The organism is Candidatus Acetatifactor stercoripullorum, from assembly GCF_944382095.1.
Taxonomy (GTDB): Bacteria; Bacillota; Clostridia; order Lachnospirales; family Lachnospiraceae; genus Acetatifactor; species Acetatifactor stercoripullorum.
In genome coordinates this window covers 37,833-53,538 of record NZ_CALWMU010000023.1, presented here as the reverse complement: position 1 = coordinate 53,538, position 15,706 = coordinate 37,833, and the positions used below count along the sequence as shown (strand labels likewise).

General features: G+C 46.7%; 9 protein-coding genes and 1 other annotated feature. All 9 genes read right to left on the bottom strand.

Annotation, left to right across the window (positions count from 1 at the left end; translation table 11 throughout):
* Positions 1-102 precede the first annotated feature (102 nt).
* Positions 103-388: a binding site (T-box leader), on the bottom strand.
* 77 nt (positions 389-465) lie between these two features.
* The 9 genes from SHK35_RS08465 to SHK35_RS08425 all read right to left on the bottom strand — a co-directional run bounded on the left by SHK35_RS08465 (position 466) and on the right by SHK35_RS08425 (position 15,663).
* Positions 466-2,106 carry a sugar ABC transporter substrate-binding protein gene (locus SHK35_RS08465; protein WP_318709445.1) on the bottom strand — a complete coding sequence of 547 codons (1,641 nt, stop codon included), beginning with the start codon at positions 2,104-2,106 and terminating at the stop codon, positions 466-468.
* A 189-nt stretch (positions 2,107-2,295) separates the two neighbouring features.
* Positions 2,296-3,447: a glycosyl hydrolase family 8 gene (locus SHK35_RS08460; RefSeq protein ID WP_318709443.1), complete on the bottom strand. Its 1,152-nt coding sequence runs from the start codon at positions 3,445-3,447 to the stop codon at positions 2,296-2,298.
* A 40-nt stretch (positions 3,448-3,487) separates the two neighbouring features.
* Positions 3,488-4,390, bottom strand: a complete 903-nt coding sequence (locus SHK35_RS08455; RefSeq protein WP_318704806.1) for a carbohydrate ABC transporter permease — start codon at positions 4,388-4,390, stop codon at positions 3,488-3,490.
* Between the two features lie 20 nt (positions 4,391-4,410).
* Positions 4,411-5,358, bottom strand: coding sequence for an ABC transporter permease (locus tag SHK35_RS08450; RefSeq protein ID WP_318704805.1), 948 nt, complete (start codon positions 5,356-5,358; stop codon positions 4,411-4,413).
* A gap of 113 nt (positions 5,359-5,471) precedes the next feature.
* Positions 5,472-7,184, bottom strand: coding sequence for an extracellular solute-binding protein (locus SHK35_RS08445; protein WP_318704804.1), 1,713 nt, complete (start codon positions 7,182-7,184; stop codon positions 5,472-5,474).
* 176 nt (positions 7,185-7,360) lie between these two features.
* On the bottom strand, positions 7,361-8,950 hold the full coding sequence (locus tag SHK35_RS08440) for a response regulator transcription factor (protein ID WP_318709441.1): 1,590 nt from the start codon (positions 8,948-8,950) through the stop codon (positions 7,361-7,363).
* Positions 8,951-8,958: 8 nt separating this feature from the next.
* On the bottom strand, positions 8,959-10,731 hold the full coding sequence (locus tag SHK35_RS08435) for a sensor histidine kinase (protein ID WP_318704802.1): 1,773 nt from the start codon (positions 10,729-10,731) through the stop codon (positions 8,959-8,961).
* 65 nt (positions 10,732-10,796) lie between these two features.
* Positions 10,797-13,739: a glycosyl hydrolase 115 family protein gene (locus SHK35_RS08430; RefSeq protein ID WP_318709440.1), complete on the bottom strand. Its 2,943-nt coding sequence runs from the start codon at positions 13,737-13,739 to the stop codon at positions 10,797-10,799.
* Positions 13,726-15,663 (bottom strand): sialate O-acetylesterase, encoded by a 1,938-nt coding sequence (locus tag SHK35_RS08425; protein ID WP_318704800.1) that lies wholly within the window; start codon positions 15,661-15,663, stop codon positions 13,726-13,728. Before SHK35_RS08425 ends, SHK35_RS08430 begins: the two co-directional genes overlap by 14 nt.
* Between the last annotated feature and the right edge of the window lie 43 nt (positions 15,664-15,706).

The following is a 15,706-nucleotide window of genomic DNA, read 5'->3' as shown; positions in this document are numbered from 1 at the left end:
TTCGGCTATATCCTTCCCGCTACCAGGCGGATTTGGGACTTGCACCCTTAAGAAACGTGCGCCGCCAGGCGCACACGAAAAAAGCCCCTTGCCGGAGAACCGGCAAAGGGCGTCGTTGACGCGGTACCACCTTTGTTCACAGTGCCTTCAGAAAAGCTTTTCCTTTCATCCGGCGCACTGCCTCTTAAGACTTCCTGCAAAGTCCTATCCGTTAACGGGGATAAAGCGTGAGAGCCTACTGCCTGTTTTAGATTTTCAGCCCTCCGGCTCAGAAGCTACCTTCCATCCTCCTTCCTTCAAGCGGCCTTTCAGCGCCGTATGCCGCACACCCGGCAGCCGCTCTCTCTTTTAAGGGGTAGGATATACTCCTCTTCGTCATCGCCTTTTTATATATGTATGACTATAGTCTATCTGCAGGTCATTTGTCAATATCTCAATCAGAAAAATTTCAGATTAAAATTTTTTCTAATCCTCTGCTGTTTTTATACGCCGTTCCAGCTCCCTTTGCATTTCCTCAAAGAACAATTCCGGCAGACATGCTCTGTATTCTGTCATATACTGCTCCCACATTTTCTCAAAATCCTCTGTCATGATAACCTGCGGCAGATATCTGTGTTTTACCGCATTCATTTCCTTCCACGCCCTTCCTGCCTCTGTTTGTCTTGTAAGCATATCAGAATGCGAATACATAGGATACCATGGCCCTGGCTTATCATTGCTTCCCAGCATATCTACATAGCTTTTGCATCCATAGGCTTCCAGACATTCCCTCACATCCTCCGGTAGTCCGGCGAAAAACTCTCCCTTCTGGTATTCCGGCTGAAATGTGTTGAGCCCATCTCCACTCATTCCTTCAAGCCTTGGAAAATAAGAATAGTAACAAAACTGGGATGCCTGGTATTCCCCATCCCTTGCCTTCGCCCGCTGTTCCTCTGTTCGATAAAACACGCCGTTTTCATCCACATTATAGTCCTCCCCCTCTATTCCCCAAAACCGAAGCTTCATAACCTCTTCGCTCAGCAAATCATTCATAAACTGCATTGCGCCTTCCACATCACTACAGTCCCTTGTAATCGCAATTCCCTCTGCCACACTGAAATCATCCCCCCGTTTCACATGCCATTGGTTTTCAATCCCTTCCCTTATGGTAACCGGAAGCGGAACATAGTTACAGCCCTGGCCGCTGAGTCGTTCCAGAAAATCGCCCACATCATAAGAAAACTGCCACCATTGATCCACCATCCCCAGTACTCTCCCGGAGGCAAGCTTCTCAAGATACTCATCGTAACTTTGGGTAAAGGATTCCGGATCCACCAGCCCATTGTGATATTCCCTGTTCAATATCTCAAAATATTGTTTTGCCGTTGCTGTTATATTGTAATCCTTAACGGTCATGGTTTCCGTGTCTACTATACAGCTTCCGTCATTTGGATAGCCATCCAGAAACTGGGGAGGATTTTCCAGGCAAAAGTAACGCCAGTCGTCGCACAGGATGGTGAATGCAATATTTTCTTCACCGCTTTCCATACAAGGATTTGCCGCCATATAATCCTCAAGCAAGGCAAAATACTGTTCCACTGTGCTGATCTTTGGATAGCCAGCCCATTTCAGCACTCTTGTCTGTATCCAGAACGCCTCCCCCTCGTGCAAAACCTCCGGCGCCTGGTCTCTGACTATGCCAAATTGCGGAATCCAATAAATATGCCCGTCCTCCTGCCTGAGCCTGTTCCACGCTTCATCCGACATATAAGTGCGGATATTGGGGTACGCCTCCCAGTATTCATCTATGGGAATCAACGCACCTGCCTCATAAAGCGTCACGTCCCCGGAAATAAAATCAGGATATTCACCATTTGCAATATAGGAAGCTATGGCCTCATCCGCCGTCTGTCCCACCAGCCAGATTTCCTGGCACCTATATCCGGTCAGCTCAGCAATTCTATCCCTAATCTTGTTCTTTGTATCCAAAGTATTCCCCGGGACATCAAAAAATGCTGTAAATTCCTTGATCTGCTCTCCGGAAGCTCCCTGTGTCCAGATATAAATGCCTGCACACGCCAGCAGGGCCGCCGACAGTATGCCTTTCCATACGCTTCGTTTTTTCATCCTTTACACCCTTTAACATTTCCTTTGCTCCTTCATTATTATAAAGGGTGGGGATGGTTTGTTCAACTGCCAGTCCGCATATTTCTTCAAAGCAAAATATATAAATATACCGCCTTAAACACTTCCATAAAAATGCCGGTAGCTTTCTTTCTCTGTCGTATGTTCCTGTTTCTGTGTCTCTATAGGAATTCAATAAATTCTATAGCTTCCGCTCAGCGCAAGAAACGCAAAAAAGTAAAGACAATTATCATAATATCTTCGGATTCCCGTCCGAAGCGGAGTTTCCCAGAATCTGCGGATACACGCATACGCGTTTTCATCCCGAACAATCAGACCGGCCTGCGCATTGGTGGCTGTAACTGCCACCGGATGCAGCGCTTTCCCCTCCAGCAGCGTGCCGTCCACTGCAAAAATACCATCCCTGTCTTGGTTCTTTATGGTCTCACAGAAAAATCTCAGCAGCCGCTTTGCCTCCACGGGCTCCCATTCATCCGCTGCGAACCATTCATAATCCAAAGCTATATTGGCAATGGTTCGATATGCATCACTATAATACCAGTCATGTCTTCCTCCCCATATCTCCAAAACAGGCATATACGGGCTTCCGTCAAATTCAGCGTACTCCGCACAAAGCCCCGTAACCGGATGACATGCCTTTTTCAGGTAAGCACGGCTTGCCTGGGCAGCCTGCAGAAAAAACGGTCTGTCCTCCTCTTTCGCCCATCGACCAAACAGCTCGTAAAAGTGCGGCAGATGGTAGGACGGATCCGTAAAATCCACATCCGTGATAAAGCGGATCAGCTTGTTATTCGGATCCCACATACTGCGCCCTTCAGAGCCGCCCTCCCCCTTGTGGATACAGGTGTGCAGCAGCTCACGCGCCTCTCCTTCATAGTTAAAGATACCTTTTCCATTGCCAAAGCGATGGGCTGCAAACAAAAGAGCCATCGCAAAATATTCCTCTCCGTCCGGCGCTGCCCCAAGGGAGTTTTTTGTTCCATCCTTACCACAGGACCACGCAAAATAGCCCGCGTTTTCTCCCTCCTCCAAATACATATAGGTTCTGGCCCATTTCCAGAGACGGTCAAATTCTTCCTTCTTATTCATCTGTACGCACATCATCATACCGTAGGACATGCCTTCTGTTCGCACATCACCGTTTCCGGTATCCTCTATGTAGCCCATATCCTCACCCACCGGATGATAAAGCCGTTCTTGGTCACTGCCGTAAAACAATGTTCTGAAAATCTCATTCTTCCGGCTCTCAATGACTTCCTCGTCATATCCCGCTTCCGCAAACGCATTTCTGTATTTGCCTGTGTAAAAAGCGCCTTGTTTCATAGCCTTCCCTTTCTATCTGCCTTCTTTATCGCACCAGCTTCTATTCCTTCACTCCTCCGATTGTCAGTCCTGTGACAAAATACCGCTGTAAAAATGGATACAGGCAAATGATTGGCAGCATGGTCAAAATCGTAGCCGCTGCCCGTACGGAGGTGGGTGTTACCGCTCCTGCCGCGTTTTTCATAGCCTCCACACTGTTGCCCTGGTTTGTCACCGAAGACAAGAGCTTCATAAGCTCATATTGCAGCGTAGTATACTGACTGCTCATGCGATTGTACAGCATCGCATCAAACCACGAGTTCCACTGCCCTACTGCCACAAACAATGCGACAGTGGCATAAACCGGCTTGCAGAGTGGTGAAATAATCTTGACAAAGATTGTCATGTACCCACCCCCGTCAAGCTGCGCGGATTCCTCCAGGCTGTCTGGTATACCATTCATATATGTACGGATGACGAGCATATTAAACGCGCTTATCATACCCGGAACCACATATACCCAAAAACTGTTTGTCAGTCCAAGATTCTTATACAAAAGGAAAACCGGAATCATCCCGCCATTGACATACATAGTCACCACCCAGAACAAAGAGAGCTGTCTTTTAAACAAGAATCTCTTTCTGCTGACGATATAGGCAAGCAGTGCGTTTGCTCCAAGTGAAAGCATTGTTCCGATCAGCGTCCTTGCCACAGTGACATACGCACCCGTGATCAGATTATCCTTTTGCAGAACCGTCGTAAAGTTTTTTATAGACAGCTTCCGGGGAAACAGATAGATTCCGCCTCGAAGCGCGTCTGTTCCATCATTAAATGCGATGGCCAGCGTATTGATAACCGGATAAAGTGTAATAATCACAAAAGCAATCATAAACAGGGTGTTGCATATTGTAAACAGCTTATCCCAAACTGAGGTTTTATGCCTTTTCTTCTTTATTTTTCCCATATTTGTCTCCACCTTTGCTCTCAGAATAACTGCTCTTCACCGCTTCTCTTTGCAATCATATTTGCTATCACAATCAGGATAATGCTCACAAGACTCTTAAAAATTCCCGCCGCCGTTCCGATTGAAAAATCATTTTGGCTGATGCCCCACTTTAAAACATAAATATCAATCGTCTGGGACACGCTCTGTACCAGCCCATTCCCCAGCAAATACTGGATTTCAAAGCCAGCGTTCAGCACATTTCCCACATTCATCAGCAAAAGAATTATAATAGTAGGCTTTATCCCAGGAAGCGTTACATACCGTATCCGGGCAAACCTTCCAGCACCGTCGATTCCGGCAGCCTCATAAAGAGAAGGATCGATGGCAGTGATCGCTGCAAGATATATGATAGCGTTCCAGCCGGTTTCTTTCCACACATTAGCAAATGCCACAATAGGCCAGAAAAATTTCGGATGTGCAAAGAAATTCAGGGGCTGGTCAAAAATACCAGCCCTTACCAGCAGCTCGTTGACGATTCCGTTGCTGGAAAGAGCATCATGCAGTATTCCTGTTACAATGATCCAGGAAAGAAAGTGAGGAAGATACGAAATTGTCTGCACCACCTTTTTTCCACCCTTTGATTTGATCTCATTTAACAAAATAGCAAAAACAATGGCCATGATAAAGGTCGCTGCCAGATTGATGACTCCCATAGCCAGCGTATTGCGGATCACCCTTAGAAATGTGGCATCAGAAAACAGCTGCTGAAATTTTGCCAGCCCCACAAACTGAGAATGAATCAGCCCGTCCTTCGGTCTGTAATTTTGGAAAGCCATCACCCATCCTGCTAAGGGCAGATAATAAAAAACAATGCCATATGCAACGATTACAGCCGCCCAGATCAGTAAAACCTTCTGCCGCTTTATTTCCTTCCATGTGATTTTTACTTTGGGCTCATGTATTTTTTCTTTTTTCTTTCTTGCCATAGAAGCCTTGCCTACCTCCATTCTCCGCTCTTTTTCAGAGCTTGCAATTCGGAAAAACAGGCAGACGACTCCCATTGACATCTGCCTGTTTTTAAATCTTTTTACAGCCTTATTTAGTTATATTTTGCCGCCTCTTCTACCCTGCGGTCCAGCTCCGCCTGCATTTCGTCTAAGAATGCCTGGGGATCGCAGGAGTCATAAACTTTCATGTACTCCTCCCACGCCGCTTCAAAATCATCGGACATTACAACCTTCGGAAGATATTCATGTTTCACTTCACCCATCTTGGCCCATGCAAGCCCGCCTTCAGTGGATGTTGTCATGTTGTTAGAGTAAGAATACATAGGATACCAGGGACCTGGCGCTTCGCTGGTTCCAAGCATATCCACATAGGTTTCCGCGCCATATGCCGCAAAGCATTCCTGCACGTCCTCACTCAAGCTGTTGTAGAATTCCTTAGCCTGGTACTCCGGCTTCATAGCGTTGATGCCATCACGGCTTGTTCCGGAATACTGCGGGAAATAGGAGTAGGTACAACTATGGGATGCCTTGTATGCTGTGTCGGAGCTCTGCACCCTCATGTCCTCAGTCCGGTAGTACTCGCCGTTTTCATCCACCTCATAGTCCACTCCTTCCACACCCCAGAAGCGCAGATCATGGGCCTCCTGGCCAAGCAGTGCGTCCACAAACGCCAAAGCTCCTTCTACATCCTCACAGCTTGTTGTAATGGCAAGACCGCTCGCTACATTTAAAACACCGCCGGAATTATGCCACTGGTTCTTCATGCCCTCCTCGATGGTGATGGGAAGCGGAACATAATTGCAGCCTTGCTCATCCAGCCCCTGCTGCTTCAACGCATCGTTTACAGTATAGGCAAAATTCCACCACTGATCAATCATTCCCAGCACACGGCCTGTGGAGAGCTTTGCGATATACTCATCATAGGTCTGCGTAAAGGACTCCGGGTCCACAATGCCCTTGTGATATTCTTCATTCAGCTTCTGGAAATACCTTTTTGCAGTCGGTGTGGTATTATAGTCGATAATCTTTAGCTCCTCCGGATCTACAATTACGGAACCATCGTTGGGATAGCCATCCAAAAACTGAGGCGCATTCTCCAGACAGAAATAACGCCAGTCATCACAGAGAATGGTATACGGAATGTTTTCCATTCCCCCTTCCATAGTAGGATTCGCTTCATTGTAGGATTCAATCAGATCAAAAAATTGATCCATGGTATATATTTCCGGATAACCCGCCCACTCCAGCACACGGGTCTGTATCCAGAAGGCCTCATCGTTGTGCGTTGTAGCCCTTTCCTCGCCATAAATATTTCCAAACTGCTGAATCCAATAAATATGTCCATCATCCTGGCGAAGCTTATCCCATTCCTCCTCTGTCAAAAACTCCTTGATATTGGGATATTGATCAATATAGTCATCCAGTGGAATCAGCGCCCCCGCCTCATACAGCTGGGCCATGCCGTCGCCGCCGTCAATGAAATCCGGATATTCTCCCCCGGCAATCAGGGTTCCCACCGCCTCCTGTGCAGTCTGTCCGGTCAACCATGTCTCCTTGCAGGTAGCTCCGGTCAACTCCCCAAGCATCAGCATAATTTCATTGTCATCATTGATCTCTGAGCCGGGGACTGCAAAGAATGCGGTAAACTCTTTTATTTCTCCGTCTCCGTTTCCTGCCGCCTCCGTGCCCCCTGAGGCTGTCTGTCCGCCGTTTGCGTCTGTCTGAGCCGTATCTTGGCAGCCAGCCAGGACGCCGACCGCCACCGCTGCAGTGAGTAATAAGGATACTGTCTTTTTTGCTTTCACTGTACACCTTCCCTTTCTTAATAAGCATACATCCAAGCAAGCCTGGATGCGTTTTTCTGATAATTTTATTTTACCTTTCCGGTTCATATTAGCAACCTGAGAAAGAATATAAAAAAGCAGGGCAAATTATAGTTTTAAAACAATAATCTGCCCTGTGTGTTTTTTGACAGGAATTTCTATTTCCCCGCCTGTTTACGAAATTTTGCCGGTGTGCAGCCCTTTGCCGCAATAAATCGATTGATAAAATAGTCCAGATCCTTGTATCCCACGTCCTGCGCAATCTGATAAATCTTGTCATCCGTTCGAAGCAGTCTTGCCGCAGCCTGTTCTATCCGATAATTGTTCAGGTAATCTTTAAAGGACTGCCCATATTTTCTTCGAAAAAGCTGTCCTAAATACGCGCTGTTTACATAATACTTCTGTGACAGCTCCCGCAGCGTAAGGTTTTGCGCATAATTACAGCGTATCTCTTTTTCCACATCTCCCAAAACGCCTCTTGAGACATTTTTCCTAAGCTGAGCGAGATACTCTGCATACTCACAGGCAAACCTTGCCAAATGCACACTGCTTCCCCGCACAGTGCCTTCCTCAAAGGAGCTTTCACTGATATAATGCAGAATTTCCTCCTGGTTTACGCCGTCATCCTGCTGTGCTGCCAGATGGATAAGCTGAAACAATAAATAGTTGATATTTAAATTGACCGTGTCCCCTACCACTCCCATTTGTTTCATTTCCGCATAAAGTCGCTCCACACTCCCCCAAATCTTTCCTTTATCATTCTGCTCTATGGCAGCAATCAAGGCGTCAACACTGTTCTTGCACAGCACGATTCCTCCCTGATTGATCTGTACCTCTTCTTCATAAAAATAAATATCCTTTTTTACCCGAAATGCTTCCAGTGAATTGAGCACACAAGCCGCGCTGTAGGATTTTGCCACCGCTGAGATATCATGCACCTTTTTTCCTGCAAGCATCCGAACCGGATGCTTCAGCACTGTCTCAAGGTTCTTTCGAAAGTCCTGCAGATATTCTCTTTCACTGCAGTCCTCCTTTGCCGCCATATAATCACAGTATAAAAATCCCACGTCAAAGTTCTTTTCATCCTGCGATACATCAAAAATGCAGTGTACCTCATCCTCCTTTAAATAATCTATGCAGGCCTGATACAATCGCCTCTGCAGATGTCTGAGCTGACCGTCCTCCTGCTCCTGTGCCTCTTTCAGATCGCAGAATTCAATATCTATGTACCGGACTCCCTCAGAGAGACGCATATGGTTCCTGACATATTCCAAATTCAACCCGTCGTATTTTCCAAACAGCAGCGCAAGCACATTTCGCGCGAGATACGCACGCTCCATAACCTTTTGATTTTGCCTGTCAATTTTGGAATTCTCCGATATTTTGGCAGCCTTCCGCAAAACTGCGATCAGCTCCTCTTTTTCCACAGGCTTTAGGATGTACTCCATACATTTATGCCGGATCGCCTGCTGCGCGAAAACAAAATCATTATACCCGCTCAGAATCACAAAATAAGCTTCAGATACATGTTCTCTGCGTATTGTCTCCAAAAGCTCAAGCCCCGTCATAACCGGCATTTTAATGTCCGCGATAATCACATCCACCTTATGGCCTCTCAGATAGTTTAATGCCTCCTTCCCATTGGATGCCGTAGCAGCAATTTCATACCCCTCCTTCTGCCAGTCAATCAGCACGGACAAGCCTTGCACAATAAACGGTTCGTCATCTACCAGCAATACCTTCATCATATCCTCCCCTAAGCCTCCTGAATTTTGTTATAAGAAAGCCGAATCTGAATCATGGTTCCTGCGCCTTTTTCGCTTTCAATCAGAAATTCAGCATTTTCGTCAACCATCATTTTCAGCCGCAGACAGGCGTTCAAAATTCCTACCCTTCCATTCTTCTGCATCTCATCAATACTTACATCCTGCATCTTCTGCCGGATACAGGAAAGCATCTCCTCACCCATGCCCTCGCCAGTGTCCTCTATCTCTATGCAGAGCGATTCTTCTTCCCTGTAAATTCTTACAAATATCCAGCCTGGCGCAACTTTATTTTCAATCCCATGCACACAGGCGTTTTCCACAAAGGTTACAATCGTAAGCTTTGGAATCCGCAGCTTAGCACATTCCTCCTCCATATCAAGCTGGTAAGAAAGCCTGTCTCCAAAGCGATACTTCTGCAGCCCCAGATATGCTTCCACAAACTCCATTTCCTTTTTAATTTCCACCTTATCATTACCCCAATCCACATTCTGCCTCTCCATCACCGCCAGCTTTTCCACCATATCCGCCGTCTCATATTCCTGCTTCAAAATACTGTGCATTCTTATGCTTTCCAGGGCATTAAAGAGAAAATGTGGATTGATCTGGCTGTGAAGCGCAAGCAGCTCCGCATTCTGTCTGGCAATGTCCATCTCCTGTTCTCTCAGCCGGTCTTTATACACCGTCTGTATTAATTCATTCATCCGCGCAGCCATTCGGTTATAATTCTGCATCAAGCTGCCAATCTCGTCCTTTCCCCTCACATGGGGCAGCTCCATCAGATGATCCTGATCCACTCCCTCAAAAATATGACTCAGTTCTCTGATACGGACAGTAATGGAGCGGTCAATCTGCTTCATCAGGCACCACGGCAGTATAATATTGACAAGCAAAAGCAGCGCAACCAGAGGGAAATTATCCAGAATAACCAAAAGCGTACTGCTGGGTCTTTTGAGAATATAAATCTGCAGCTCTTCCCCATATAATGTAATATCCTTTGAATACCCGATTCTTCCTTTTTCCTCAAAGCTTTCAAATGCCTGCCCCACACTGCTGTATCCCTCGTTTGACAGCATAATTTCTCCGTCCCGGCATATATACACTGGCAGCTCATATTTCATGCTTTCCAGGCTTCTGACCAGATTGCTGTAATCCATTTCTATTTTCAATACCTTTTCACAGGGACTTCCCCCAAAAAAATTCATTTTCCGCAAAAAAAGAATTTTTCTTTTCGCTTCCACCGCCGGACTCTTCCAGTCATCATAATAAAACAAAAGCAGCATATCTCTCCCGCTCTCCTGCAGATACTGGTACCATTTTGTATCACGCACCGTCGAAAGCCTTGCAAACTCTCCGCCATTAACAATCGTTTCATTATCCGCATACATCGTCACCTGCGCATTATCAATGCCCATGCTGCTTTTAAACAAGGAATTTCTCATAAACTCCTGATACCCCACCACATAATCCAGCGCCGTATCATACTGGGTATTGAGAAACTCTTCAATATACTCATTCATATATATACTCTTGGCTGCAGAAGCTGAGTGCTCAACCGCGCTGGAAAGACTATATTGTACTGCACTGGCCACATTCTCCATCTCGTGCAGCTGCTTTTCCCGCTCTGACAAAATCACATTGTACAAGATCACCCCGTCAGTTAAAATCAGCGGGATCAATACACAGAAAACATAGAGCAGCTCCAGCTTCTTTTTAAGCTTATAGTCGTTCATCCAATTTTCCAGCCTGTCCAATATTCCCCTCATATCTGCTCCCTTGCTTTTTATGCTATTTTACTATCATAGCATAAACAATCCTCTTTTTCCACGCATTATGGCCTGTCTTCCACTATTCGTTCCAATACAAGTCTTTCCAGCACCGCCACCCCATCATGGAAACGGATAGACACCTGGTTGAACCCTTGCCTTAGACGCAATCTGGTTTCTACCGTATGTATCTGTGAAATTACACCCTCTGCCCACATCCTGCAGTCCGCTTCCCCCGCACGGTAGTCCTCCGGAAAAAGCTGCAGCCGTCTCCATTCCGTCGACTGTCCTGCTTCTTCTCCTTGTTTTATCTGCCCTTGCGACGTAACGCCTGCCGATAGATACCACTGCCTCTTTGGCGAGACTGGATTTGAGGGAGCAAGATACAATGTAAGAATATAATCGCCTGCTTCCTGCACATAAATACTGTACACTGCCTTGGGCGCAAGGGCCTCCTCATACTCTGTCTGAAATGGAAATGCCTTTAAACCAATTCCGTAAAATCCGAAATCCTCAAGCACCAAAAGGCCAAGGGTTCCATGAGAGGAAAGAAGATCCGCCTTAAAAAAGCCATCTGCAGGAATGCAGATTCTTCCGCAGTATTCCGTGTGAGTCCGTCCAGCTGCTCCGCTTTGGATTTCCTTTTTGGCAGTCTCAAGTCCTGTCCTTTTTCCATGTACATTCAGATACACCACCGCATCTTTTTCCGTAATCTGAACCCTGCAGATCTCTTCCTGCTTTGGCAGCTTTTCTCTGCAGCAGTGAATATGTAAAAGCTCCTGGTACTCTACCTGTGCGCAGGTAAGCTCCCACGTCAACCAGTTACAGGTTTCCAGGCTGCGGCCTCCCACTTTTTGGGCCTCTACACCACAGACAAATTTCCCTTCTCCTGAGTTTGCAATCTCTATCCACACATCACTGATACCTTCGTACAAAAAATCCAGAATCTCCATGCTGTCCGGCTCACCGTAATTTTTACATAAAATTCTGTCCCCTCCCACTCTGGAAACCACCATTCTTGGACGTTCAAAGGGTGTAACATAGGTGCGCAGAGGGTAACGGCAGCCGTCCTCGTTCCACTTTACAAATCCCACATGACTTCCCGTCCACATTCCATGCCATTTTCCGTTATTGCGGCTTCCCGCTGTACAAACCAGCTGTCTGTCCGCCTCAATACATTCCCGTACCCTGTCTGCCCAGATATTCGCAGCCTTTTTTCCCAAGCTGGCATAGTGTGCGTTTTTTCCAGCGCTTATCTGCATCTGTATCAAATTAAATCCCATTTTCAGCTGATTATAGATCATGCTGTAAAAGCCCTCTTTCGCTTCCACAGCCAGCTCCTTTTCCAATTCCAGAAGTCTCTGCTCCAATTCGCAGATTGCCTCCAAGACCCGATCCGCTTCCCCGTCCGCCTGCCGATAGGTATCACTTTTCAGCGCCTCCGGACGGCATTTCCCGATCCATGCGGTTCCCTTTGTCAAAAGAAGCTCCATACAGTCTATCTGCGCAGCAGTTACAAGTCCTCCAAACTGCTTCTGCAGCCACAGTCTGGTAAAGGTTCTGGTGGAATTTGGTGCAGAGCTCCCCCAGGTTTCAAAATCATAGGCCAGCTCCATGAAGTATGACAGAGGAAATTCATTTCCCTTAAGATCTCCCACATTTACCATCCATACGGTTCTCACTCCTTGCTCATAGGCAAGAGTCATCTGCTCCCAAATAGCAGTAAGCGGCGTGCTGTTGATCCACTCATAAGAGATGGGAGCCCCGTGATAATCCAGGTGATAATACATACCATAGCCGCCCTGGTGAGAGGCTTCTTTCTCTGGCAGATACCGCATATGTCCGAAATTATCCTCGCAGAACATCAAAATGATATCCTGCAGGCCGTCCCAGTCCTTCAGCCCTACTGTCTCCCCACATCCATAGTAATACTGCTCCACTTCTTTATAAATGGCTAAAAGCATAGGAAACCCCTTTTCCCCAGGTCTTATGTTGGCCTGTATCAGCTTCTTCTGCTCCGTGATGATATCCTTCAGGATATCAATATTTTCCTGAAGGGAGCCAGGTCCTTCCAGCTTGCTGTCTCTTTCTCCCCGCATGCCGACGGTAATGATATTTTCATATTTGCAGCTTCGTTTTAGTCCGTCTTCCCAGTATTTCAACAGTCCTTCCTTATTTATCATATAATTCCATTCACTGCCGTAAGAACCATTCTCCCCCTTGTAGATATCCCATTCCTCTCCCGCGCGCAGACAAGGCTCATGATGGGAATTGCCCATTATAACTCCGTACTTATCCGCAAGGCGCGCGCTTTCTTCTCCCGGCCCATCCAAAGCAAAGCAAGAGGTCCACATGGCTGGCCAAAGATAGTTTCCCTTCAGACGCAGCAACAGTTCAAATACCTTGTCATACATATCGGCATTGAATCCACCAAAATGATGAAATGCCCATGTACCGAAGCAGGGCCATTCATCATTGATAAAAAATCCTCTGTATTTTACAGAGGGTTCCTTGGAAATCATTTCCACGGAGGCATCTAATTCCATACGCTCTTTATGCTGTACAGGGGCATCTCCCCAAAAAACAAGCGGACTGACTCCCATCAGCTCGGACAAATGAAACATACCGTAAATAGTGCCCCTCTTGTCGCTTCCATATATAACAAGAGCCTGGCTGCAATGATTTCCTATTTTTATATCTGCGAGCTGCTCCTCTTTCAGCAGACGGATTCCATAAACTTCCCTTTTCCCTCTCACTGACTTCGCATCTATCCTTCCGGTCAGCTCCAGCTGCTTTAAGATGGGACTTTTTCCCAGCTGTGCAAACAAAACAATGTCTCCAGATGCCTGGCTGCAGTCCTCCACGATACCCGGCCTTCTGCCCGACACCATTTCCATATCCGCCGCCACCTTTTTGGCTATGGCATAAATACCCACATCGCTTTCCTTTTCCACTACAAAGGTCACTATTGCGCTTTCATCAAATAACCGCATTTTACTCTTCTCCATACACCTTCCTAAAGGGTACTGCAGGAAGCCCCGCCGTATGATACAAATCAGCATCCAGCGGACAATCATTCCATGCAAACATAAGACTCTCCACATTCTGTTTTGCAGACAGCTTTACAATCACCTGATCCCTCCCCCAGATCTGTGCCTTGACCGGAAATTTTCCTCCCTCCTTCGTCTCTATCTCAAAACCGCGAACAAATATTGTCTTGCTATCCTTCGCACATAAAGAGAGCCTTTCATCCTGTAGTGAAAAGCTAACTCTGACGCAGTCGTTTTCCCACAAAACCCGGCTGACCTCCGGCCCTTTCCAAACCACATCTTTTTTATAAATAAGTGCCTGCGCAGCAAGGGAAATTCTCTCGCCCACACTTTTTTTATCCAAGGGATGCAGGTCATTATATTCCCCCAGATCATATGCCTGCACCATTCCTGCATTTTCTGTTTTCCCAGCCCGCCTTTGAGCTTCACGCAGACTTGCCCATAGCGCTTTTTTTGTATGCTCTATGCCGTCCCCAAAGCCTGCCAGCTGTACATAAATAAATGGCAGCTTTGGCTCCCCTAACAGCAGTCTCCAATCCCGGATCATCTCAGTAAACTCTTTCTCATAAGTCTCCGGCCTTCCTGTATTAGATTCCCCCTGATAAAAAAAACAGCCGGAAAACCGACATTTTCTGATCGGATAGAGCATTCCGTTATATAGGCCGGAGGCCTTATATGAAAAGAAATCCTTCTCCCCAAGATAACCAGAGGAAGCCCTCATATCCTTCATAATCTCATATTCCCATACACCCCTCAGATCAGCAATCTCCCTCTTTCCACACCGTATGCCATATTCTTTTCCGGGCATGGTTCCCCCTTTGCCCCGCATCACCAGCATGTGCACCTCAATCTCGTTTTCCCCTTCCTGCAAGAGGCCTTCCGGAATGGGATAAATGCGAGGCGGATACTGATAGGCTGTCTCGCCGATCTTTACGCCGTTTACAAATATCTGATCCGCATCGATAACTGTTCCAAAATATAACTTTGCGCCCATTTTCTGTTCTTCGTCCGCACAATGTTGTCCCAAAAGCTTGTCCACCTTCTCCTGCGTCAAAAGTATTTTTTTCTTCAGACGCAGGCTTCCGGCAAATCCGCACAAATCACCCTCTCCAAAAAAGCCAGGTACAAAAACCTTCCCCTTTTTCTTTTGCCCATGAGAGCCTTTCTCCTTCTCCTCTTCAAAGGGCAGCATCGCTTCAGCAATCCACCGCTCTTCCAGCTCCTCCTCTTTTTTTTCCGTCTGTTTCACATAAGAGGCATCTGCACATTCCTCTAGTTCCCCGGCATCAAGATCCAGACGCCTTATGGTTTCTTCACTTGTCCATGCTTTTACCGGTGTGCCTCCCACTGCGGTCTGAAAAAGGCCGATTGGTATCTTTTCCTTTTCCCAAAGGGCTCTTGCTGCAAAAAAGCCCACCGCGCTAAAAGCGGACAATTCCCCACCCACAGCTTTTCTCCAGATGCCGTCCGTAAGCATTTCCCGTTTCCACCGGAAAGCATATTCTTTGGGAACCTCAAATGTTCGAATACAGCCCATTTCCACATCTGACAGTTCCTCTTCAAAGCGTTCACGCACTCTCTCTATGGGAAGCTCCATGTTGGATTGTCCGCCGAGCAAAAATACATCGCCAAACAAGACATCCACAATGCAAATACTTTCCCTCCCGTCACTGATTCTGATTTCCCACGGTCCCCCCGCTTCCATTTTGGGAATCCAACACTCAAAATAGCCATTTTCCATGGCTTTTGTCACAATAGGGCGGTCGCCCAAAAAACAGCTTATTCTTGTACTGTTTTCCGCGTATCCCCAGATGCAGTTTTCTGTTTCCCTCTGCAATATCATCCCATCGCTGAAAAAAGAGGTCAATCTGATTTTTCCCATATTGTCTCTCAAATCTTTCCCTTTATTTTCTTGCTTCTAGTTT